General features: G+C 64.4%; 12 protein-coding genes and 2 pseudogenes. 10 read left to right on the top strand and 4 right to left on the bottom strand.

What is annotated here, in order from left to right; genetic code table 11:
* Positions 1-2,586, top strand: a complete 2,586-nt coding sequence (locus tag ACSFB7_RS19490) for a bifunctional aconitate hydratase 2/2-methylisocitrate dehydratase (RefSeq protein WP_435473012.1) — start codon at positions 1-3, stop codon at positions 2,584-2,586.
* A gap of 75 nt (positions 2,587-2,661) precedes the next feature.
* Here ACSFB7_RS19490 and ACSFB7_RS19485 read toward each other — a convergent pair whose 3' ends face one another.
* Together ACSFB7_RS19485 and ACSFB7_RS19480 are read right to left on the bottom strand one after the other, a co-directional pair.
* Positions 2,662-3,522 carry a hypothetical protein gene (locus ACSFB7_RS19485; protein ID WP_435473010.1) on the bottom strand — a complete coding sequence of 287 codons (861 nt, stop codon included), beginning with the start codon at positions 3,520-3,522 and terminating at the stop codon, positions 2,662-2,664.
* Positions 3,523-3,534: 12 nt separating this feature from the next.
* Complete coding sequence (locus tag ACSFB7_RS19480; RefSeq protein ID WP_435473008.1) at positions 3,535-4,671, bottom strand: DUF2827 domain-containing protein; 1,137 nt, start codon at positions 4,669-4,671, stop codon at positions 3,535-3,537.
* 502 nt (positions 4,672-5,173) lie between these two features.
* Here ACSFB7_RS19480 and ACSFB7_RS19475 point away from each other — a divergent pair.
* Positions 5,174-5,308: pseudogene (locus ACSFB7_RS19475) on the top strand (ESPR domain-containing protein); the annotation flags it as partial.
* Between the two features lie 278 nt (positions 5,309-5,586).
* On the opposite strand, the gene ACSFB7_RS19470 reads toward ACSFB7_RS19475, so the two are convergent.
* On the bottom strand, positions 5,587-6,240 hold the full coding sequence (locus tag ACSFB7_RS19470) for a hypothetical protein (protein WP_435473006.1): 654 nt from the start codon (positions 6,238-6,240) through the stop codon (positions 5,587-5,589).
* Between ACSFB7_RS19470 and ACSFB7_RS19465 the strand changes: the two are divergent.
* From ACSFB7_RS19465 to ACSFB7_RS19440, 6 genes and pseudogenes are all read left to right on the top strand, one after another.
* Positions 6,158-12,076 (top strand): annotated as a pseudogene (locus tag ACSFB7_RS19465) (ESPR-type extended signal peptide-containing protein); the annotation flags it as partial. The gene ACSFB7_RS19470 and the pseudogene ACSFB7_RS19465 sit on opposite strands and share 83 nt — an antisense overlap.
* A 429-nt stretch (positions 12,077-12,505) precedes the next feature.
* Positions 12,506-13,615, top strand: a complete 1,110-nt coding sequence (locus ACSFB7_RS19460; protein WP_435473399.1) for a YadA-like family protein — start codon at positions 12,506-12,508, stop codon at positions 13,613-13,615.
* A 104-nt stretch (positions 13,616-13,719) separates the two neighbouring features.
* Complete coding sequence (locus ACSFB7_RS19455; protein ID WP_435473004.1) at positions 13,720-14,856, top strand: DUF2827 domain-containing protein; 1,137 nt, start codon at positions 13,720-13,722, stop codon at positions 14,854-14,856.
* Positions 14,853-15,968 (top strand): DUF2827 domain-containing protein, encoded by a 1,116-nt coding sequence (locus ACSFB7_RS19450; protein WP_435473002.1) that lies wholly within the window; start codon positions 14,853-14,855, stop codon positions 15,966-15,968. Before ACSFB7_RS19455 ends, ACSFB7_RS19450 begins: the two co-directional genes overlap by 4 nt.
* An 8-nt stretch (positions 15,969-15,976) precedes the next feature.
* Positions 15,977-16,594: a hypothetical protein gene (locus tag ACSFB7_RS19445; protein ID WP_435473000.1), complete on the top strand. Its 618-nt coding sequence runs from the start codon at positions 15,977-15,979 to the stop codon at positions 16,592-16,594.
* 120 nt (positions 16,595-16,714) lie between these two features.
* Positions 16,715-18,967, top strand: coding sequence for an acyl-CoA dehydrogenase (locus ACSFB7_RS19440; RefSeq protein ID WP_435472998.1), 2,253 nt, complete (start codon positions 16,715-16,717; stop codon positions 18,965-18,967).
* Here ACSFB7_RS19440 and ACSFB7_RS19435 read toward each other — a convergent pair.
* On the bottom strand, positions 18,873-19,718 hold the full coding sequence (locus ACSFB7_RS19435) for a helix-turn-helix domain-containing protein (RefSeq protein ID WP_435472996.1): 846 nt from the start codon (positions 19,716-19,718) through the stop codon (positions 18,873-18,875). The two genes, ACSFB7_RS19440 and ACSFB7_RS19435, sit on opposite strands and share 95 nt — an antisense overlap.
* A gap of 132 nt (positions 19,719-19,850) precedes the next feature.
* On the opposite strand from ACSFB7_RS19435, the gene ACSFB7_RS19430 reads away from it, so the two are divergent.
* Both ACSFB7_RS19430 and ACSFB7_RS19425 read left to right on the top strand, forming a co-directional pair.
* Complete coding sequence (locus ACSFB7_RS19430) at positions 19,851-20,264, top strand: hypothetical protein (protein ID WP_435472994.1); 414 nt, start codon at positions 19,851-19,853, stop codon at positions 20,262-20,264.
* Between the two features lie 471 nt (positions 20,265-20,735).
* Positions 20,736-23,603 (top strand): aconitate hydratase, encoded by a 2,868-nt coding sequence (locus tag ACSFB7_RS19425; protein ID WP_435472992.1) that lies wholly within the window; start codon positions 20,736-20,738, stop codon positions 23,601-23,603.
* Positions 23,604-23,613: the final 10 nt, after the last annotated feature.

Here is a 23,613-nt window from a genome sequence, read left to right as displayed (position 1 = left end):
ATGTTGCAAGCCTACGTTGACCATGTTGCCGAACGCGCCGCGCTCGGTATCCCGCCGCTGCCTTTGAGCGCGAAGCAAACCGCCGAAGCGATCGAGCTCCTCAAGAGCGCGAATGCCAAGGACGGTGCCTTCCTGCTCGATCTGCTCACCTACCGTGTGCCCGCCGGCGTCGATGACGCGGCCAAGGTCAAGGCGAGCTACCTCGCGGCCGTGGCCCATGGCACCGAAAAGAGCGAGTTCCTGTCGCGCGCCCGCGCCACCGAACTGCTCGGCACCATGCTCGGCGGCTACAACATCAGCCCGATGATCGACCTGCTCGACGACGCCGAAGTAGGCAGCACGGCGGCCGAGGGCCTGAAGAAAACCCTGTTGATGTTCGACCAGTTCCATGACGTCAAGGAAAAGGCCGACAAGGGCAACGTGCACGCCAAGGGCGTGCTGCAAAGCTGGGCCGATGCCGAGTGGTTCACCAGCCGTCCCGAAGTGCCGCAAAGCATCACCGTCAGCATCTTCAAGGTGGCTGGCGAAATCAACACCGACGACCTGTCGCCCGCACCTGACGCCACCACGCGTCCCGACATTCCGATGCACGCCCTGGCGATGCACAAGAACGCACGCCCCGGCATCGTTCCCGAAGAGGACGGCAAGCGCGGCCCGGTGAAGTTCATCGAAGACCTGCGCGCGCGCGGCCACCTCGTGGCCTACGCCGGCGACGTGGTCGGCACGGGTTCGTCGCGCAAGAGCGCCACCAACTCGGTGCTGTGGTTCACCGGCGAAGACATTCCCTTCGTGCCGAACAAGCGTTTCGGCGGCGTCTGCCTCGGCGGCAAGATCGCACCGATCTTCTACAACACGATGGAAGACTCGGGCGCACTGCCCATCGAGCTGGACGTGACGCAGATGAACATGGGCGACGTGGTCGAGCTGCGTCCCTACGACGGCAAGGCGCTGAAGGACGGCAAGGTCATCGCCGAATTCACCGTCAAGAGCGATGTGCTGTTTGACGAAGTGCGCGCCGGCGGCCGCATTCCGCTGATCATCGGCCGCGGCCTGACGGCAAAGGCACGCGAAGCACTGGGCCTGCCCGTCTCGACGCTGTTCCGCCTGCCGCAAAGCCCGGTCGACACCAAGAAGGGCTACTCGCTCGCACAGAAGATGGTCGGCCGCGCATGTGGCCTGCCCGAAGGCACCGGCGTGCGTCCGGGCACGTATTGCGAACCCAAGATGACCTCGGTCGGCTCGCAGGACACCACCGGCCCGATGACGCGCGACGAGCTGAAAGACCTGGCTTGCCTGGGCTTCTCGGCCGACCTCGTGATGCAGTCGTTCTGCCACACCGCGGCGTACCCGAAGAAGGTCGACGTCAAGATGCACCACGAACTCCCCGAGTTCATGGCCAACCGCGGCGGCGTTTCGCTGCGTCCGGGCGACGGCGTGATCCACTCGTGGCTCAATCGCCTGCTGACGCCCGACACCGTCGGCACCGGCGGCGACAGCCACACCCGCTTCCCCATCGGCATCAGCTTCCCGGCCGGCTCGGGCCTCGTGGCCTTCGCGGCCGCCACCGGCGTGATGCCGCTGGACATGCCCGAATCGGTGCTCGTGCGCTTCAAGGGCAAGATGCAGCCCGGTGTCACGCTGCGTGACCTGGTCAACGCGATTCCGCTGTACGCCATCAAGTCGGGTCTGCTGACGGTGGCCAAGCAAGGCAAGAAGAACATCTTCTCGGGCCGCATCCTCGAAATCGAAGGCCTGCCCGACCTGAAGGTCGAACAAGCCTTCGAGCTGAGCGACGCTTCGGCCGAGCGTTCGGCCGCCGGCTGCACGGTGCACCTGAACAAGGAACCGATCCAGGAGTACATCAACAGCAACATCACGCTGATGAAGTGGATGATTGCCGAAGGCTATGCCGATGCCCGCACGCTGGCACGCCGCATCGCCGCGCAGGAAGCCTGGCTCGCGGACCCGCAATTGCTCAAGGGCGATGCCGACGCCGACTACGCCGCCGTCATCGAGATCGACCTGGCCGAGATACACGAACCCATCGTGGCCTGCCCGAACGATCCGGACGACGTGAAGACGCTGAGCGACGTGGCCGGTGCCGTGATCGACGAAGTGTTCATCGGCTCGTGCATGACCAACATCGGTCACTTCCGTGCCGCATCGAAGCTGCTCGAAGGCAAGCGCGACATTCCGGTCAAGCTGTGGATCGCACCGCCGACCAAGATGGATGCGCAACAACTGACCGAAGAAGGCCACTACGGCGTGTTCGGCAATGCCGGTGCCCGTACCGAAATGCCGGGCTGCTCGCTGTGCATGGGCAACCAGGCGCAGGTGCGCGAAGGCGCCACGGTGATGTCGACCAGCACCCGCAACTTCCCGAACCGCTTGGGCAAGAACACGAACGTGTACCTCGGCTCGGCCGAACTGGCCGCGATCTGCTCGCGCCTCGGCCGCATCCCGACCCGCGAGGAATACATGGCCGCCACGGGCGTGCTCGATGCATCCAGCGCGCAGATCTACCAGTACCTGAACTTCGACAAGATCGACGACTACAAGGGCGTGGCGGATACGGTCGCGGCCTGATCTTCTTCGGATCGCACCAAGCAAAAAGCCCCGCTCTTGCGGGGCTTTTTTGTGGGCGCAGCCTTCACGGAGGGCTCAGGGAGGCGGAGCGTTCGGCTTCAGGTGCTCCCGGCCCGTGAGCACCATCGCGGCACCAGCGGGGCCGCCGACCGCGTAGGGCAACGCGGTCAGCAATGAGTTGGCGAAGTCGCCACGATACAGCTTGGCGCCCTGGTGCGAGAGGTTGGAGTTGGCATCGATGTAGATCGACTCGCCCAGCCCCGACCACAGGCGGCAGAAGCCGTAGTCTTCCGACAGATAGCGGCGCGTCACCGGATCGACCATCACGTCGAAGAAGCGGTAGTGCAGCCCGAGGTTCGCTTCGCCGATGCTGTCGGGCACGTAGCTCAGGTCGGGATAGCTGACCATCAGCCGCTCGAACACCGCGCGCTTGATCACCATGAAGCCGGTCGGTGCTTCGTCCATCTTCATGAAGCCGTCGGGCTGAACGTCGAGCTCCACCCGCGAAGTGGCTTCCGAGGCCTTGGCGTTGACGGTGTAGCGCGTGAACGTGGCTTCGAACTGCTGCTGCGTCGTGCCCCCGGCCACGCCCTCGGCGGGCCAGTTCTCGCGCTTGAGCGGATAGACGCCGGCGGCAATGTCGTAGCCCGACAGCAACAGCCGGAAGGCCGCCTGTGCTGAAAAGCCGATGTCCGCGTCGATCCAGAACAGGTGCGTCCAGTGTGGATTGGCCAGGAATTGGGCCACGCAGTTGTTTCGCGCGCGCGTCACCAGGCTCTCGCCCTGATGGAACAGCACCTGCAGCCGCATGCCGGCACGCTCGGCTTCGATGGTGAGGTTCAGCATCGACAGGACGTAGTTCTGGAAGAACTTGCCGTCGTGGCTGGGCGAGACGACGACGGGAAAGAATTGGCGGAGTTCGGAGGGGTCAAGCATGAAGGGCTTCGCTTATTTGGCGGGTCGCTGCATCAGGCCGAGCAGCAGCGTGTTGTACACCTCGGTGGCGGCCGCGTTGCCGGGCAGGTAGCGGTCGATCAGGCTGCGTTGTCGCTCGCGGTAGGCGAGCGCCTGTGCATCGTGCGTGTCGATGGCTTCGAGCACGCGGGCACTGCCTGCCGCCACGTCGTTGTCCTGGTAGTAGTAGCCGAGGTCCGCGCACAGGTGCGCGTTGTGCACCAGCGGGTAGCCTTGCCAGCAGGTCTCCAGGTAGAAGTAGTTGAGCGGGTTCTCCCACTGGTGCGAGACCACGATGTCGGTGTTCTGCGCCAGGAACACCGGCGTTTCGTGCCGGCCCAGGAACACTGCCTTGTGCTGTCGGATCAGGTCGAGCTGGTTCATCAGCGTGATGAACTCCATGTTCTCCTTGGCCAGCCGCTCTGAATTGGTGACCTGCAGCAGCGCAATGGCGTCGGGCCGTGCGCGGTAAGACAGTTCGGCAATCAGGATCGGGTAGAGGCAGAACTTCACGACGTTGATGTTCGGCTCCATCACGCTGAGACGACGCGGCCCGCTGTGCGGCTGGTAAACGCCGGCTACGGGCAGCGCGCGGGTGCGCTCGTCGAGAAACACCGGGCTCCACACGAAAGGCACGGCACGCGCCTCGGCGCGACGCAACACCTCGAAGTAGGGCTGGCTGATGTGAGCCACCTGCGGAACCATCCAGATGTCGTCATAGCGCTGGTTGATGAACAGGGTCTGCCCCCAGAGCGGCTTGTTGAACAGCATCGACTCCATGGCATGCACGTACTCGAAGCCGCAGCAGTACGACACCAGCCGCGCGCCACGGCGCTTCAGATAGTCGGTCTGGCCCGGATCGATCTGGCCGCCGAGTTCGATCAGCACGTCCACGTTGTCCTTGGCCGCTTCGAAGGTCACGGTGGGCCAGCGTGACTGGTCCCAGGGCAGGGCGGCGGTGATGGGCACGGCCGTGGTGTTCACCAGCACGACCGACGCCACGCTTGGGCAGTGCTTCAGTGCTTCCGCCAGGAACACGGCGTTCTGCTTGATGCCGTTGTTCCACAGCGTCTCGGCCTCGTGATGCAGGCCAATGGTGATGCCAATGCGGAGCCTTGGAGAGACATTCATTTTTAATTGGTTTCCAGAATGTTAATTCTCTATTAATGGCGGTAAGAGGTTATTTGGGATAAGTAATTCGTCGACTGCTTTGCGAAAAATTCCGCAGATTTGAGAGCGTTTACTTATTCGTGCGCACAGGGATGAATCCGTCAATCGACGAGGAAGAAGTGAAGATCGCAGATGAAGCCCGACTTAGCGGCAATTTTGTGTGAAAAAAGTCCGCTTTCAAAGCCGCTGAGATTCTACTTGGGGCCGCTCTTTCGTAGCTTGATGACAACTCGCTGCCGGCGATTTGGCGACTCTTATTTGGTTTTTGTGAACTAAATCATCTGCCGGATTTTTCGCAGATGTTGCATTGCGCCATAAATGTAAACAGCCGCGTACATTCCACCGTTCTTGTAATTGGGCGCCGCACGGGCGGGTGTCTTTCGCGACGGATTCTGAGCCAGGGAAGCCGCGTTTCTTATCTATCTGTACCTGGCTGTTGTCTACCGTGAACTGAGTTGAACAAATGAATAAGTCTTACAGAAGTGTGTGGAACGAAGCCCTTGGCGCTTGGGTTGCGGTCAGCGAACTCGAAAAGAGCAGGGGCAAGGCCAGCAAGAGCGGGCGTGCTCGGGGCATGCTTCGGACGACGTTGCTGTCAGCCGCGATGGCGGCTGCTTTTGGTTGGATCGGGTCGGTGGCCAACGCCCAGATCACCTGTAACGCGGCTACCGTTTGTCAGCCCAGCAGCAACAACGGGCTTACATTTGTCTCGAATCCCGACAGGATCGGATCAGGCGAGAGCATGGTCCTGAGCGGCGCTGGGGCTGGTACCCCTATCCGCAACTACTTCGTTGGCAATGCCGATATCGCCAATGCGACGAACATCACGCTGGGCGACGCGGGATACACGAACTCGACCACGACGATCCTCGCCAATCACTTCCAAGTAGGCGACAGCAATACCAGCGCTTCAGGCGCCAACAGCTCGGCCATCGGCATTGGCGCGAAAGCCACCGGAGCAGACACAGTTGCCATCGGGAGCAACAGCTCGGCCACCGGCAACAGTGCTACCGCGCTGGGCAATGGCGCTCGAGCTGGGGTCGATGGTGCGATTGCCATCGGCAAGAATGCGGGCGCGTCCATCGGAGCCAGCAGCGAAGTCAACTCGATTGCCATCGGTACGAATGCGAACAGCTGGGGTGGGAGCGTCGCGTTGGGCGTCGGCGCATCCGCCGACCAAGTGGGTGCCGCGATGCCGAACGCCGCCATCGCGATCGGCAACAACGCCACGACGGACAACAACACGACCCGCGCTGTTGCAATCGGCAATGGCGCACTGGTCAAGTCGAGCGACGGATCGGTGATCGATGCAGCGCTTGCATTGGGTGCCAATGCCATCGGTGCCGGGTCGAATGCGGTGGCGATCGGCAATGCAGCCAACGCCGCATCGCTCAATACGGTCGCAATCGGCGCAGGTGCCCGTGCGAACGGCGGCGGCGCAACGGCGATCGGTAGCGGCGCATCCGCCGCTTTCGGCAACGACATGGCCGTTGGAACCGGTGCGAAGGCTGTTGGCGATTCAAGCAACACGGCGCCTTCGACAGCCTTTGGCAACCTTGCAAATGCCAGCGGGAGTGGTTCTACGGCATTCGGCACCCTCTCCAACGCCGCAGGAAAGACTTCCGCAGCGTTTGGCTACGGTGCGCAGGCTGGCGCAGAGAACGCCCTCGCACTTGGAACCGCCTCAGTCGCGAACGGAAATCGCTCGGTGGCTATCGGCTCGGGCGCCCAGGCGACCGGTGATTTCGGTGCCGCCCTGGGCCGAACGGCGTTCGCGACCGGCAATGGCGCCACGGCGATCGGCTCGAACAGCGTCGGCGGCGCGTTGGCCGCTGGAAGCAACGCCGTCGCGATTGGCGGGCAGTCCATCGTCACCGCGGGCGCTACTTCAGGTGTCGCGATCGGCCTTGGGTCCAACGCCAGCGTCGCGGGATCGGTTGCCCTCGGGCCGGGCGCGACGACTGCCGGCACTGCAACGACTGCCACCGGTGGCAACGGGACCGTCAGCAACGCGGTCATTGGCGGCACGACGTTCGGCTCCTTTGCGGGGAGCGATTCATCGGCAGGGGTGATGAGCGTGGGCGGCCCGGGTGCGGAGCGTCGCATCCAGAACGTCGCGGCCGGCCTGGTCGGTGCCAGCAGCACCGATGCCATCAATGGCAGCCAGCTGTTCTCCACCATCAGCACGGTGACCAGCAACATCAGCAGCCTGTCGACCTCGACGTCCACCGGCCTGAGTACTGCGACCAGCAGCATCGGCAGCCTGTCGACTGGATTGAGCACAACGAACAGCAGGCTTACCAGCCTGTCGACCTCCACCTCGACGGGCCTGAGCACGGCGACGAGCAGCATCGGAAGCCTGTCCACGGGATTGAGCACGACGAACAGCAATGTTGCCAGCCTGTCGACCTCGACGTCCACTGGTCTGAGCACGGCGACGAGCAGCATCGGTAGCCTGTCTACGGGCTTGAGCACGACGAACAGCAACGTTGCCAGCCTGTCGACTTCGACGTCCACAGGTCTGAGCACGGCGACCAGCAGCATCGGTAGCTTGTCTACGGGCTTGAGCACGACCAACAGCAACGTTGCGAGCCTGTCGACTTCCACGTCGACTGGCCTCAGCACCGCGACCAGCAGCATCGGCAGCCTGTCGACTGGTTTGAGCACAACGAACAGCAGGCTTACCAGCTTGTCGACTTCCACTTCGACGGGCCTGAGCACAGCAACGAGCAGCATCAGCAGCCTGTCGACGGGTCTGAGCACGACCAACAGCACCGTCAGCAGTCTCTCGACCGGCTTGAGCACGTCCGCGAGCGGCATCACAAGCCTGTCCACAGGTCTGAGCACGACCAACAGCAGTGTCGCCAGCCTGTCGACGTCGACGTCGACTGGTCTGAGCACTGCGACGAGCGGTATCGGTAGCCTTTCGACTGGCCTGAGCACGGCGACCAGCGGCATCGGCAGCCTGTCAACGGGTCTGAGCACCACGAACAGTAACGTCGCCAGCTTGTCGACTTCCACGTCGACTGGCCTCAGCACCGCGACGAGCGGCATCGGTAGCCTGTCGACCGGTCTGAGCACAACGAACAGCAGCGTTGCCAGCCTGTCCACCTCGACGTCGACGGGGCTGAGCACAGCGACGAGCGGAATCGGCAGCTTGTCGACGGGTCTGAGCACAACCAACAGCAACGTCGCCAGCTTGTCGACTTCGACTTCCACTGGTCTGAGCACCGCGACCAGTGGCATCGGTAGCCTGTCGACCGGTCTGAGCACAACGAACAGCAATGTCGCCAGCCTGTCGACTTCCACATCGACTGGCCTGAGCACCGCGACGAGCGGCATCGGCAGCCTGTCTACAGGTCTGAGCACGACCAATAGCAACGTCGCAAGCCTGTCGACCTCGACATCGACCGGTCTGAGCACCGCAACGAGCGGCATCGGTAGCCTGTCCACGGGTCTGAGCACAACGAACAGCAATGTCGCCAGCCTGTCTACTTCCACATCGACTGGCCTGAGTACCGCGACCAGCGGCATCGGTAGCTTGTCGACGGGTCTGAGCACGACCAACAGCAACGTTGCCAGCCTGTCGACTTCGACGTCCACTGGCCTGAGCACAGCAACAAGCGGGATCGGTAGCTTGTCGACCGGCCTGAGCACGACCAACAGCAACGTTGCGAGCTTGTCGACTTCGACGTCCACTGGCTTGAGCACCGCGACCAGCGGTATCGGTAGCCTTTCGACCGGCCTGAGCACCACGAACAGCAATGTCGCCAGTTTGTCGACTTCGACGTCAACTGGCCTCAGCACTGCGACCAGTGGGATCGGTAGCTTGTCGACGGGCCTGAGCACGACCAACAGCAATGTCGCCAGCTTGTCGACTTCGACATCTACAGGGTTGAGCACCGCAACGAGTGGCATCGGTAGCTTGTCGACCGGTCTGAGCACCACGAACAGCAATGTCGCCAGTTTGTCGACTTCCACGTCGACTGGCCTCAGCACCGCGACAAGCGGGATCGGCAGCCTGTCTACGGGCTTGAGTACGACCAACAGCAACGTCGCAAGCCTGTCGACCTCGACATCGACTGGACTTAGCACCGCGACCAGCGGCATCGGCAGTCTGTCGACGGGTCTGAGCACCACGAACAGTAACGTCGCCAGCTTGTCGACTTCGACTTCCACTGGCTTGAGCACCGCGACCAGCGGGATAGGTAGCCTGTCTACAGGCTTGAGCACGACCAACAGCAACGTCGCAAGCCTGTCGACCTCGACATCGACCGGACTTAGCACTGCAACGAGCGGCATCGGTAGCCTGTCCACAGGGCTGAGCACCACGAACAGCAATGTCGCCAGTTTGTCGACTTCGACGTCAACTGGCCTCAGCACTGCGACAAGCGGGATCGGCAGTCTGTCTACAGGCTTGAGCACGACCAACAGCAGTGTCGCAAGCCTGTCGACCTCGACATCGACTGGTCTTAGCACTGCGACGAGCGGCATCGGCAGCCTGTCAACAGGTCTGAGCACAACCAACAGCAGCGTTGCCAGCTTGTCGACCTCGACATCCACTGGCCTGAGCACCGCAACCAGTGGAATCGGCAGTCTGTCGACCGGTCTGAGCACCACAAACAGCAACGTTGCGAGCCTGTCGACTTCGACGTCCACCGGCCTGAGCACGGCAACGAGCGGTATCGGTAGCTTGTCGACGGGTCTGAGCACGACCAACAGCAACGTTGCGAGCCTGTCGACCTCCACGTCGACTGGCCTCAGCACGGCGACCAGCGGGATCGGCAGCCTGTCTACTGGTTTGAGCACGACCAACAGCAATGTCGCCAGCTTGTCAACTTCTACGTCGACTGGCCTGAGCACTGCGACGAGCGGCGTCGGTAGCCTGTCGACGGGTCTGAGCACAACGAACAGCAACGTTGCGAGCCTGTCGACTTCCACGTCGACTGGCCTGAGCACTGCGACGAGCGGCATCGGTAGCCTTTCGACTGGCTTGAGCACGACGAACAGCAACGTTGCGAGTCTGTCGACCTCCACGTCGACTGGCCTGAGCACCGCGACAAGCGGTATCAGTAGCCTCTCCACCGGCCTGAGCACAACCAACAGCAACGTTGCCAGCTTGTCGACCTCGACTTCCACTGGCTTGAGTACCGCGACGAGCAGCATCGACAGTCTGTCGACATCGACTTCCACCGGACTGAGCACTGCGACGAGCGGGATCGGCAGCCTGTCGACCGGCCTGAGCACAACCAACAGCAATGTTGCGAGCCTGTCGACTTCGACGTCTACTGGCCTGAGCACTGCGACCAGCGGGATCGGCAGCCTGTCTACGGGTTTGAGCACGACCAACAGCAATGTCGCCAGCTTGTCGACTTCTACGTCGACTGGCCTCAGCACTGCAACGAGTGGCATCGGTAGCCTTTCGACTGGCTTGAGCACTACGAACAGCAACGTTGCCAGCCTGTCGACCTCCACGTCGACTGGTCTCAGCACCGCGACCAGCGGCATCGGCAGCTTGTCGACGGGTCTGAGCACAACCAATAGCAACGTCGCGAGCCTGTCGACTTCGACCTCGACTGGCCTGAGCACCGCGACGAGCGGAATCGGCAGCCTGTCGACTGGCTTGAGCACGACCAACAGCAACGTCGCGAGCTTGTCAACCTCGACGTCGACTGGCTTGAGCACCGCGACAAGCAGCATCGACAGTCTGTCGACATCGACTTCCACTGGGCTGAGCACCACGAACAGCAGCGTCGCGAGCCTGTCTACCTCGACGTCTACGGGGCTGAGTACGGCGACCAGCGGCATCGGTAGCCTGTCAACGGGCCTGAGCACGACCAACAGCAATGTTGCGAGCCTGTCGACTTCGACGTCTACGGGACTGAGCACTGCAACAAGCGGAATCGGCAGCCTTTCGACGGGTCTGAGCACCACGAACAGCAGCGTTGCGAGCCTGTCTACCTCGACGTCTACGGGGCTGAGCACGGCGACCAGCGGCATCGGCAGCTTGTCGACGGGCCTGAGCACGACGAACAGCAACGTTGCCAGCTTGTCGACTTCCACATCGACCGGCCTGAGCACCGCAACAAGCGGAATCGGCAGCCTTTCGACGGGTCTGAGCACCACGAACAGCAGCGTCGCGAGCCTGTCTACCTCGACGTCTACGGGTCTGAGCACCGCAACAAGCGGAATCGGCAGCCTGTCCACCGGCCTGAGCACGACGAACAGCAACGTTGCCAGCTTGTCGACTTCCACGTCGACCGGCCTGAGCACCGCAACAAGTGGCATCAGCAGCCTGTCAACGGGCCTGAGCACGACCAACAGCAACGTTGCAAGCCTGTCGACTTCCACATCGACCGGCCTCAGCACAGCTACCAGCGGCATCGGCAGCCTGTCCACCGGCCTGAGCACCGCCTACAGCAACATCGGCAGTCTGTCGACGGGCCTTGCCAACTCGGTGCAGTACGACGATCCAAGCCACACGAAGGTGACCCTGGGTGGCGTCGGGGCGACCAAGCCGGTGATCCTCACCAATGTGGCCGATGGCGTGAACCCGACCGACGCGGTGAACTTCGGCCAGCTGACCTCGTTGTCGACGTCGATCTCTGGCGGCATCGCGAGCCTGTCCACTGGCCTGAGCACGACCAACAGCAACGTCAGCAGCTTGTCGACATCGACGTCGACCGGCCTGAGCACGGCGACGAGCAGCATCAGCAGTCTGTCGACTTCGACGTCCACCGGCCTGAGCACGGCGACGAGCAACATCAGCAGCCTGTCGACATCGACCTCCACAGGCCTGAGCACTGCAACGAGCAGCATCAGCAGCCTGTCGACTTCGACCTCCACAGGCTTGAGCACTGCGACGAGCAGCATCGACAGCCTGTCGACCTCGACGTCCACGGGCTTGAGCACTGCGACGAGCAGCATCAGCAGCCTGTCGACCTCGACGTCCACGGGTCTGAGCACGGCGACGAGCAGCATCAGCAGCCTGTCGACTTCGACGTCCACGGGCCTGAGCACCGCGACGAGCAGCATCAGCAGCCTGTCGACCTCGACGTCCACGGGTCTGAGCACGGCGACCAGCAGCATCAGCAGCCTGTCGACCTCGACGTCCACGGGTCTGAGCACGGCGACCAGCAGCATCAGCAGCCTGTCGACCTCGACCTCGACGGGTCTGAGCACTGCGATGAGCAGCATCGACAGCCTGTCGACCTCGACCTCGACGGGTCTGAGTACCGCGACCAGCAGCATCAGCAGCTTGTCGACCTCGACTTCGACGGGCCTGAGCACTGCGACGAGCAACATCAACAGCCTGTCGACTTCAACCTCCACGGGCCTGAGCACGGCGACGAGCGGCATCGCCAGCCTGTCCACCGCACTGAGCACGGCGACGAGCGGCATCGCCAGCCTGTCCACCGCACTGAGCACGACGACGAGCGGCATCGCCAGCCTGTCGACGTCCACGTCCACCGGCCTGAGCACCGCGACGAGCAGCATCGAAAGCCTGTCGACCTCGACGTCGACCGGCCTGAGCACTGCGACGAGCAGCATCGGCAGCCTGTCGACTTCGACTTCCACAGGCCTGAGCACTGCCACGAGCAGCATCGGCAGCCTGTCGACCTCGACCTCCACGGGCCTGAGCACGGCGACCAGCAGCATCAGCAGCCTGTCGACTTCGACCTCTACCGGCCTGAGCACGGCGACGAGCAACATCAGCAGCCTGTCGACCTCGACATCCACCGGCCTGAGCACGGCGACCAGCAGCATCGGCAGCCTGTCCACGGGCGTCGTCAGCTTGTCGACGGGCCTGAGCACGGCCACCAGCAACATCAGCAGCCTGAGCACGACGGTCAACGAGATCAACACCAAGGGCGCGAAGTACTTCCACGCCAACTCGACGGCCCCGGACTCCAGCGCCACCGGGCAGGATTCGGTGGCGATCGGACCGCAATCCGTGGCCAGTGGCGCCAACTCCTTCGCTGCAGGCAACGGCGCGAAGGCCACGGCCGATGGCGCGGTGGCGATCGGCTTCGGTGCCCAGGCCACGGGCGCCAACGCCATCGCGATCGGTACGGGCGCTCTTGCCACTGGTTCGCAGGCCTTCGGTGCCAACTCCCGTGCAGGCGGCGGTGGCGTGGCATTCGGTGACAACGCCGACGCCGGCGGCACGCCGCTGAGCCAGGCGCAGAACGTGTCCAAGGGCACGGCCATCGGCTTCGGAGCGGTGGTGCAGCAAAGCGGCGGTGTCGCATTGGGCGCGGGCTCGGTGGCTTCCAGGGCTGCGGGCGTGGCCGGCTATGTGCCGGGCAATGCGACCGCGGACCAGCAGGCCGCCATCGCGGCAACCACCAGCACGCAAGCGGCCGTGTCGGTGGGCGACGCCACCAACAACCAGTACCGCCAGATCACCGGCGTGGCGGCAGGCTCGGCCGACAGCGATGCCACCAACGTGGCGCAGTTGAAGGCGGCGTCGAGCGCGTCGAAGGCCAGCAGCGTGCAGTACGCGACCAACCCGGACGGGTCGATCAACTACAACCAGGTCACGCTGGGCGCGGGCCAGGCACCGGGCGGCACGCGCATCAGCAATGTGGCGCCGGGCATCCTGCCGGGCGATGCGGTCAACGTCGGCCAGTTGAACCAGGTGCAAGGCCAGGTGAACGAGGTGGCGCGCATTGCTTACTCGGGCTCGGCGATGGCGTTCGCGATGTCGGGCACTTACCTGCCCACGTTGTACCCGGGCGAGAAGACCGTGGGCGTCGGCCTGGGTTCGTACAAGGGCTACAGCGCCGTGGCACTGACCTTCAAGGCGCTGTCCGACGACGGAAAGATGTCCTGGGGCGCGGGTCTGTCGACCACGGGCAAGGAATGGGGCATCAACGCCGGTATCGGCTGGAAGTGGAAGTAATCGACATTTACTGCCTCTGACCCGATCACCGGATCGGGTAATCTGCTGGCTCCCGCGCCCCTTGGACGCGGGAGCCAGCTTGCTTTTCGAGACCTACATTTCATATGCGCATAGGCATTTCCGTCATCACTCGCGCGGGGCAGAACATCTGGGAAAACGGCCTCGGACAGAACGTCGTGTTTCTCGCGCGCCTGTTCCAGCAACTGCCCTTCGTGCAATCGGTGGTGCTGATCGATGTGGGCGACCAGCAAGTCATGCCTGCGCAGGTCGACCTGAATGCCCTTGGCATACGGCTGATGCGCCCACATGAAGCCACCGACGAAGTCGACGTGATCATCGAGATGGCCGGTGCCCTCGATCCGCAATGGCTGGCGCTGCAGCGCGCACGCGGCAAGAAGGTCGTTTACTACTGCGCGGGGCAGCCCTATGCGGCCCTGATCGAGCCGGCCGTGTTCGACAAGCCCGGTATTTTTTCCCGCCCCGATCGCTGCGACGAAGTCTGGCTGCTGCCCAAGGATCAGGCCCTTGTGAGTTTCCAGCGCGTGCTGAACCGCTGCTCGGTGCGAATCGCGCCGTATCTCTGGCACCCGCAATTCCTGGTGCAACGCATCGCCGAAGCGGAGCAACTCGGCCATCGCTTCGGCTGGCAAGCCGGCGTGCAGCGCAATGGCCTGCGGGTGGCGATCTTCGAGCCCAATATTTCGGTACTCAAGACGGCGAGCATTCCAATGCTGGCCTGCGACGAGGCCTACCGCGCCGAGCCGAGCAGCGTCGCGATGATGAACGTGCTCAACACGCTGCACATGAAGGACCATCCGACGATGCTGTACTTCGCGAACCAGCTGGACCTGGTGAAGCAGCACAAGGCGCTGTTCCTGGGGCGGCACGACATCGTGGGCTTCATGGTCCAGAGCGCCGACGCGGTGGTGTCGCACCAGTGGACCAACGACCAGAACTACGCCTACCTCGATGCGCTCTACGGCGACTACCCGCTGGTGCACAACTCGCCCTGGCTGCATGGCTTTGGCGCGGGCTATTACTACCCCGGTTTCGAAGCGGCCGAAGGCGGTCGGCAGCTTCGCATCGCGGCCAAGGAACATGACGCACGGCTCGAAGACTACCGGCAGCGGTCACGTCAGGTGTTCGATGCCGTCGATCCTTTCAACGCCGCGAATATCGAGGCCTATGCACGGCTGCTGCTCGATCTGCAGGCGAAAACAAAGGAGGGCGTGACGGCATGAAGCAATTGAAAGTCGGCGTCTCCATCCTCGTGCGCAAGGGCGAGCAGTCGCTCTGGGAAAACGGCATTTATCAGAACTGCCTGTTCTTCGTCATGCTGCTGCTGCGCTCGCCCCTCGTGAGCCAGGCCTTCCTGGTGACCGGCGGCAGCGACGGTTCGCCTGAAGACGCGAACTTCCTGTCCGATTCGCCGGTGCCCTTGATCGACATGGCGCAAGCGGCACAAGAGCTCGATGTGATGGTCGAGATGAGCGCGCAACTGAGCCGCGACTGGATGGTGGCTTTTCGCGAGCGCGGCGGCAAGATCGTGTCGATGCGCGTGGGCAACGACTACGTGATCGACATCGAGCGCATGGTGTTCGACAAGCCGCACGGCCTCTTGCTGACCGGCGCGCCCTACAACGAGATCTGGACGATTCCCGAATACGAGGCCACCTGCGTGCCTTATTTCGCGAGCGGCTTCCGGGCGCCGGTGCGCATGGTGCCCCACCTGTGGAGCCCGCTGGTGCTGGACCGCGCCTCTGCCGGATTGCCCGAAGGGCATCGCTTCGACTACCAGCCCGGCCGCAAGCGCTGGCGCGTCGCGATGTTCGAGCCCAACATCTGCATGGTGAAGACCAGCCACATTCCCCTGCTGTGCTGCGAGGCCGCACACCGCGCCGAACCCGACCTGCTCGAACACGTCTACGCGTACAACACCTTCCACATGAAGGACCACCCGGTCTTCAACGGTTTTGCCAACAGCCTCGACATCGTTCGGCACGGGCTGAGCACTTTCGAGGGGCGCTTCCCGACCTGGCAGGTGATGGCGTTCAACGTCGACGCGGTCATCAGCCATCACTGGGAGAACGGCCAGAACTACCTCTACTACGAGGCGCTCTACGGCGGCTACCCCCTGATCCACAACTCCCACCTGATCGGTGACTGCGGCTACCGCTATCACGACTTCGATTGCGAAGAGGGCGGGCGCGCGCTGCAGCAGGCCTTTGCAACGCACGACGAAAACCTCGGGTCGTACCGCGAGCGTGCTCGCCGCTTCATCGCCACGCTCGATCCGGAAAGCGAAGAGAACGTGCGCATCTATACCGCCGCTTTCGAAAACCTCTGCGCGTGAGATCACCGATGAAAACAACCACACAACGATTCGCAAGATTGCTGCTTGTGGCAGCGGTTTGCGCCGCCGCCGGCACGGCGTTGGCGCAAGGCGTGCTGGTGCCGCAAGCGCCACCGGCGGCGCCGCAGGACACGCTCACGCGCGCGGCCACCAGCGTGGGCGTCAAGCGCTGCCTGCCCGCCATCACCCGGCTCGCAACGCTCACCGTGCAGGGCAGCCGCAGCCACGACGTGCTGCTCGACTGGGACCGCAAGCGCCCCGACGTCGGGCCGATGTTCTCGCTGATCGGCATGGAGTTTCCGAACGCCGGCGTGGCCGCCTCGATCACCGCCATTCCCGACGACAGCGGCGCCTGCACCGTGTCGGCCGAGCGCATCTCGGTCGCGCCGTTCACCTGCGCGAGCGTCGCGCAGCAGGAACTGGCGGGCTACAAGGTGACGCGGCTGCTGCCCATCTACGCTGTCTACACCGACGACAAGGAGCCCACGTCGTCGGTCTCGCTGATCGATTCGCCGCCGGGTTGCCTGATCATCCGGCGCTATGTCGAGTACGGCTGGCGCGACCCCGCGGCGGCCCCGGCAGCCGCACCGGCCGCACCCGCCGGCCAGGCCCCGAAGCGCCGCTAGACGAAGTCAGGCGCGTCCGTCTCCGACACGCACGGACGCCCTTGACCGGCCCTTGAGGCCGGTCGCAAGCCCCAAGAATGGTGCCGAGCCGCGCTTTCGTCGTGGCGAAGGAGACGTACCATGCCGCTGGCGACACTGATCGGCCGATGGGCCATGAAGCCATTCTCGAAGGCGCTGCCACCATTGGGCGACACCGAGCGCGCCGCGCTGGAAGCCGGCACGGTCGGCTTCGAGGGGCAGCTCTTCGCCGGCCGTCCGGACTTCGATGCGCTCGCGGCCATGGGCCCCAACCGACTGACCGAACGCGAACAGGCCTTTCTCGACCGCGAAGTGCGCGAGCTGTGCCACATGCTCGACGACCACGCCATCGACCAGGCGCGGGACCTGCCGCCCGAGGTGTGGCGCTACCTGCGCGAGAAGCGCTTCTTCGGGATGATCATTCCCGAGGAATTCGGTGGCCTGGGCTTCGGCCACTTTGCGCACGCCACCGTGGTGACCCGCATCGCCACCGTCAACACGGCCACTGCCGTCACCGTGATGGTGCCGAACTCGCTGGGCCCGGCCGAGCTGCTGCTGCGCTACGGCACCGATGCGCAAAAAGACCACTACCTGCCGCGCCTGGCGGACGGCCGCGAGCTGCCGTGCTTCGGCCTGACCTCGCCGTATGCCGGCTCGGATGCAGCGTCCATTCCCGATCGCGGCGTGCGGGTCGAACGCGAGTTCAACGGCCAGCTCACCCAAGGCTTCCTGGTCGACTTCGACAAGCGCTACATCACGCTGGCACCCGTGGCCACCGTGGTCGGGCTGGCCTTCCATGCGGTCGATGAAAACCGGCCCGAAGGTCAGCGCGACCTGGGCATCACCTGCGCGCTGATTCCCGTGCCGCACGATGGCATGGAGATCGGCCGTCGGCATCGCCCGATGGACAGCGCCTTCATGAACGGCCCGATCCACGGCCGCCAGGTCTTCGTGCCGATGGACTGGATCATCGGCGGCGAAAAGCAGGTCGGGCAGGGCTGGCGCATGCTGATGGAATGCCTGGCCGCGGGGCGCGCGATCTCGCTGCCCGCGCTGGGTTCGGCCATGCAGCAGACCGCGCTCTACGTGGGCAACGGCTATGGGCAGATCCGCGAGCAGTTCGGCATGCCGGTCGGCAAGTTCCATGCGATCGCGGGGCTGATCGCGCAGATGTCGGCCGAGCTGTATGCGAGCGATGCGGCGCGCCGCTTCACGGCCGCGGCGCTCGACAAGGGCGAGCGGCCCAGCGTGGCGAGCGCGATCCTCAAGGTGCAGCTCACCGAGGCCGGGCGGCGCGCGGTCAACCACGGCATGGACATTCTTGGCGGCAAGGGCATCATCGCCGGCCCGTCGAACCTGCTGGGCGTGGCCTATCGGCAGGCGCCCATCGCGATCACGGTGGAGGGCGCGAACATCCTCACGCGCGCGCTCATCGTGTTCGGCCAGGGGGCCGTGCGCTGCCATCCGCATGTGCTCGACGAAATGGCGGCTGTACAGGCGAATGACGACACCGCGCTCGGCAAGGCGCTCATCGCGCATGGCAGGCACGTGGCGGTGAACCTGTGGCACAGCGTGTTCGGCGCGCCGGTGCTGGGCGAGCCGCCCCATGACCTGCTGCCCGAGGCGCGGCTGGTCGCGCGCATGAGCGCCAAGTACGCGCTCACCGCCGACCTGGCGATGGGCATGCTCGGCGGCAAGCTCAAGCGCATGGAACTGCTGTCGGCGCGGCTGGGCGACGTGCTCGCGCATCTCTATCTGGCCAGTGCCTGCATCTGGCGCTACCGCGTCGATACGGCGCCCGAGTTGCTGCCGTTCGCACAGGCGGCGATCCGCATGCAGCTCGACGAGGCCGGCAAGATCCTGCGCGACCTGTACGCCAACCTGCCGACCGCCGGCCGGCGCGTGATCGGCGCGCTGGTGCTGCGCCGCACCGCGCACCTGGCGCCGTTGCGCGACGTGCAACTGATCGCATTGGCCGACCTGCTGCGCGCGAACCCGCGCATCGTCGAACGACTGGCGCCCGACCTCAGCGAGCCCGCGCCGGGCGGCCTGTGCGACCTGATGCATGCGATGGAGCTGGGCGCGCAGTTGGGCGGCACGACCGGCGCGCTCAACAAGGTGCTGCGCCGCACGAATTCGCTGGAAGAAGCCGCGCGTTCGGCGGCCGATCCGGAGCTGGCGCTGGCCTATCTGAAGGCGGCCGACAAGGTCATCCAGGTGGACGACTTCGAGGGCCCTGTCCAGAAGCGCCGCGACCTCATCAGCCCGCCGGTCGCGCAGCCAGGGCCGTCAACGCCGCCGCCGTCTGCTCGTTGGCCGGAAAGAACGACTCCACCGCCAGTTCCTGCAATGTGACGTCGACCGGCGTGCCGAAGATGGTGATGGTGCTGATGAAGCTCAGCACGCCGTTGGGCGTGACGAACTGGATCGGCACCGCCACCGCCGACAGCTCGGTGTCGATGGCGGGCAGGTCGTGGCTGACGGTGGGGGCAGGGTAGGCCTCCAGCTCGTCGTGCAGCGCCTGCAGCACCACGTCGCCGGTGGCTGCAATCTGCTGCTGCAGCCGCTCCAGCAGATGGGTGCGCCATTGCGCGAGGTTGGCGATGCGCGGAGCCAGTCCATCCGGGTGCAGGCTCAGGCGCAGCACGTTGATGGGCGCCTGCAGCAGTTCGGGCGAAGCGCCCTCCATCAGCATCGGCACCATCGCGTTGTGCGCCACCAGGTTCCAGTGGCGGTCCACGGCCAATGCGGGGAAGGGCTCGTGTCCTTTCAAAACCAGGTCGACCGCTCGCCGCGCCGAGGCCATCGCCGGGTCGTCGAGCGAGCGCTGGCGGTACATCGGCGCGAAGCCCGCAGCCACCAACAGCGCATTGCGCTCGCGCAGCGGCACTTCGAGCCGCTCGGCCAGGCGCAGCACCATCTCGCGGCTGGGCGCGGCGCGTCCGGTTTCCACATAGCTCAGGTGGCGGGTCGAGACTTCGGCCTCCTGTGCCAGGTCGAGCTGGCTCAGGCGGCGGTGGGTGCGCCAGTGCCGCAGGTGGGCGCCGAACGGATCGCGCGCGCCGGGCTGGCCGGCCTTGGACGAGTGGGAGCGGGTGGTGTTCATGGGCCGCATTCTGGCGTGCGTGCGGCGCGGCGCCATGACCTCCCAGGTAATCGACGCGATGCACGCCGGCCGGAATCATTGGCTCCAACGCGGCAGGACTGGCTTGCGGCGTACCACTCCAAGGAGATTCACATGTCCGTCTTTGCCTCCCCCCGTTTCCTGCCCAACGTGATGTGGGCCGACGCCGCTTCTTGCGCCGCGACCGGTGCGCTGCAGGTGGCTTTTACCGAAGCGCTGGCCGGGTTGACCGGGCTGCCGGCGCCGTTGCTGATGGGCACGGGGGTGTTCTTGCTGGTGTACGCGGCTGCTGCTGCGTTCATGGCCAGCCGCAGCACGCCGCCGCGCACGCTGATCGGTCTTGTGATCGTCGGCAACTTCGGCTGGGCCCTGGCCTGCATTGCGTTGCTGGTCAGTGGCATGTTCACTATCACTGCGCTGGGTGTGGCCTGGGTGCTGGCGCAGGTGGTGTGCGTGGTGGTGCTGGCTGAGTTGCAATGGACCGGGCTGCGTCGGACCCGGTCGCGTTCGGACATGGCCCTGGCATGAGGTTCTGATTTATTTGGGGACACGTTGGGCACGCTGTTGTTCGGGGCGTCGCTCACGCCGACACGGTGCTCTTTTTCGCGAATGTCCCCCGCTTCGCTCCTCCTTTATTTCGCGAAAAAGAGCCCCGTATCGACGTGAGCGCTGGACAGAGCGGTGGTTGATCAGCGATTCACTAGCAGCGTGCCCATGTGCGAATGACGCCGGGTGCTCCCCGCAGCGAAATAAAGGAGGAGCGAAGCGGGGGACATTCGCGGAGGGGAGCACCCGGTGTCATTCGCACTCGCCCTGAATGAACCCGCATCACGCCACCTCACAAGCCTTCAGAGTTCCCAGGCACATCCGCCAGCCGGGCGTTTCTCGCTATGAACGCCATAGCACCGCGAGACCATCTCCGAGGAAGCCAGACTACAACAGCTGACATTGATCCCCGCTATCCTTGAGGAGCTTCCACGAACAAACAGGAGTTTCTCTATGGCCAAAGCACCGGCGCACGCCTTTGCGTCAACCCTCAAGACCTTCAAGACTGCATCGGGCACAGCCGGAAAGTACTGGTCACTGAAGGAACTGGCCAAGCAATACCCCACCATCGACCGACTGCCCGTATCGATCCGCATCGTGCTCGAATCGGTGCTGCGCAATTGCGACGGCCAGAAGGTGTCGCCCAAGCACGTTGAAGAGCTGGCCCACTGGGCGCCCAACGCCGAACGCACCGACGAAATTCCTTTCGTCGTCACCCGCGTGGTGCTGCAGGATTTCACCGGCGTGCCGCTGCTGGCCGACCTGGCCGCCATGCGCAGCGTGGCCGCCAAGCTGGGCAAGTCGCCCAAGACCATCGAGCCGCTGGTGCCCGTCGACCTGGTGGTCGACCACTCGGTCATGGTCGACTACTACGGCACGCCCAAGGCGCTCGACCTGAACATGAAGCTGGAGTTCCAGCGCAACAACGAGCGCTACCAGTTCATGAAGTGGGGCATGCAGGCCTTCGACACCTTCCGTGTCGTGCCGCCGGGTTTCGGCATCGTGCACCAGGTCAATCTTGAATACTTTGCACGCGGCGTCTACAAGAGCCCAAGCGACAAGGCTGACAAGCCCACCTACTACCCCGACTCGCTGGTCGGCACCGACAGCCACACCACCATGATCAACGGCATCGGCGTGGTCGGCTGGGGCGTGGGCGGCATCGAAGCCGAAGCGGCCATGCTGGGCCAGCCGGTCTACATGCTCACGCCCGACGTGGTGGGCTTCGAGCTCACCGGCAAGCTGCGCGAAGGCGTCACGGCCACCGACCTGGTGCTGTACGTCACCTCCATCCTGCGGGCCGAAAAAGTGGTGGGCAAGTTCGTCGAATTCTTCGGACCCGGCGCTGCATCGATTGCCGTGCCCGACCGCGCGACCATCGGCAACATGGCGCCCGAATACGGCGCGACCATGGGCTTCTTCCCGGTCGACGAAATGACCGTGGCTTACTTCGAAGGCACCGGCCGCACCAAGGAAGAGGTCGAGCGCTTCGAGGCCTACTACAAGGCGCAGGGCCTGTTCGGTATGCCCGCGCCGGGCGAGATCGACTACACCAAGATCGTCAAGCTCGACCTGGGCACCGTATCGCCCAGCCTGGCCGGCCCCAAGCGCCCACAGGATCGCATCAACCTCGGCGATCTTTCCACCAAGTTCTCCGAGCTGTACAGCAAGCCCAACGACGCCAACGGCTTCAACCAGCCGGCCGACAAGCTCAAGCTGCGCTACCCGCTGCTGACGGCCGGCAAGGGCAATGACGAAGAAGCGGCAGCGCCGCCCGCGGGCGCGCCGCTCGACGTGGTCGAGATGGTGGCCAACCGTTCGACCAAGGCGGCCGCGCACGTGAGCGCCACCGCGCCGCCCGCACCCAAGGGCGGCGTGACCATCGGCAACGGCGACGTGCTGATCGCGGCCATCACCTCGTGCACGAACACCTCGAACCCGAGCGTGATGCTCGCGGCCGGCCTGCTGGCCAAGAAGGCGGTGGAGGCGGGCCTGACGGTCAAGCCGCACATCAAGACTTCGCTGGCCCCCGGCTCGCGCATCGTCACCGAATACCTCGAGAAGGCCGGCCTGCTGCCGTACCTCGAAAAGCTCGGCTTCTACCTGGCCGGCTACGGTTGCACCACCTGCATCGGCAACGCCGGCGACCTGACGCCCGAGATCAACGAAGCCATCACCAAGAACGACCTGATCGGCGCGGCCGTGCTCTCGGGCAACCGCAATTTCGAGGCGCGCATCCACCCGAACCTGAAGGCCAACTTCCTGGCTTCGCCGCCGTTGGTGGTGGCCTTCGCGATCGCCGGCAACGTCATGACCGACCTGATGACCGAGCCGGTGGGCAAGGGCAAGCACGGCAAGGACGTGTACCTGGGCGACATCTGGCCGACCCCGAAGGAAATCGACGACAACCTGCGCTTTGCGATGAACGCCAAGTCGTTCCGCGCGAACTACGAGAAGGTGAAGACCGATCCGGGCAAGTTCTGGACGAGCATCAAGGGCACCAACGGCCAGGTCTACGACTGGCCCACGTCCACCTACATCGCCGAGCCGCCGTTCTTCGAGGGCTTCAAGATGAAGCCGCATGCGTCGGACGCGGGCTTCAAGGGCGCGCGCGTCATGGCGCTGTTCGGCGACTCGATCACCACCGACCACATCTCGCCGGCCGGCTCGATCAAGGAAAGCTCGCCCGCGGGCATCTGGCTCAAGGCGCACGGCGTGGCCAAGGCCGACTTCAACAGCTACGGCTCGCGCCGCGGCAACCACGACGTGATGATGCGCGGCACTTTTGCCAACGTGCGCATCAAGAACCTGATGATTCCGCCGGACGCCAACGGCACGCAGGAAGAGGGCGGCGTCACGCTGTTCCAGCCGGGCAACCAGAAGATGTTCATCTACGACGCGGCCATGAAGTACATGGAAGCGGGCGTGCCGACGGTGGTGTTCGGCGGCGAAGAGTACGGCACTGGCTCGTCGCGCGACTGGGCCGCCAAGGGCACGCAGTTGCTGGGCATCAAGGCCGTGGTGGCGCGCAGCTTCGAGCGCATCCACCGCGCCAACCTGGTCGGCATGGGCGTGCTGCCGCTGCAGTTCCGCGGTGCCGATTCATGGCAGACGCTGGGCCTGACGGGCGACGAGCAGATCGACGTGGTGATCGGCAGCGAACTCAAGCCGCAGATGGACGTCAAGCTGGTCGTGCACCGTCCCGACGGCACACACCAGGAAGTGACGGTGCGCCTGCGCATCGACACGCCGATCGAGGTGGACTATTACAAGCACGGCGGCATCCTGCCGTTCGTGCTGCGTCAGTTGCTGGCGGCTTGATCGTCGCCTG

Source organism: Variovorax raffinosi, from assembly GCF_051216615.1.
Lineage (GTDB): Bacteria > Pseudomonadota > Gammaproteobacteria > Burkholderiales > Burkholderiaceae_C > Variovorax.
Note: the sequence above shows the minus strand (reverse complement) of the source record. Positions and strands in the feature narration are given on the sequence as shown.

Coding starts and splice junctions, on each gene's coding strand:
- ACSFB7_RS19490 (WP_435473012.1), top strand. CDS start 1: ATGTTGCAAGCCTACGTTGACCATGTTGCCGAACGCGCCGCGCTCGGT.
- ACSFB7_RS19485 (WP_435473010.1), bottom strand. CDS start 3,522: ATGCTTGACCCCTCCGAACTCCGCCAATTCTTTCCCGTCGTCGTCTCG.
- ACSFB7_RS19480 (WP_435473008.1), bottom strand. CDS start 4,671: ATGAATGTCTCTCCAAGGCTCCGCATTGGCATCACCATTGGCCTGCAT.
- ACSFB7_RS19455 (WP_435473004.1), top strand. CDS start 13,720: ATGCGCATAGGCATTTCCGTCATCACTCGCGCGGGGCAGAACATCTGG.
- ACSFB7_RS19450 (WP_435473002.1), top strand. CDS start 14,853: ATGAAGCAATTGAAAGTCGGCGTCTCCATCCTCGTGCGCAAGGGCGAG.
- ACSFB7_RS19445 (WP_435473000.1), top strand. CDS start 15,977: ATGAAAACAACCACACAACGATTCGCAAGATTGCTGCTTGTGGCAGCG.
- ACSFB7_RS19440 (WP_435472998.1), top strand. CDS start 16,715: ATGCCGCTGGCGACACTGATCGGCCGATGGGCCATGAAGCCATTCTCG.
- ACSFB7_RS19435 (WP_435472996.1), bottom strand. CDS start 19,718: ATGAACACCACCCGCTCCCACTCGTCCAAGGCCGGCCAGCCCGGCGCG.
- ACSFB7_RS19430 (WP_435472994.1), top strand. CDS start 19,851: ATGTCCGTCTTTGCCTCCCCCCGTTTCCTGCCCAACGTGATGTGGGCC.
- ACSFB7_RS19425 (WP_435472992.1), top strand. CDS start 20,736: ATGGCCAAAGCACCGGCGCACGCCTTTGCGTCAACCCTCAAGACCTTC.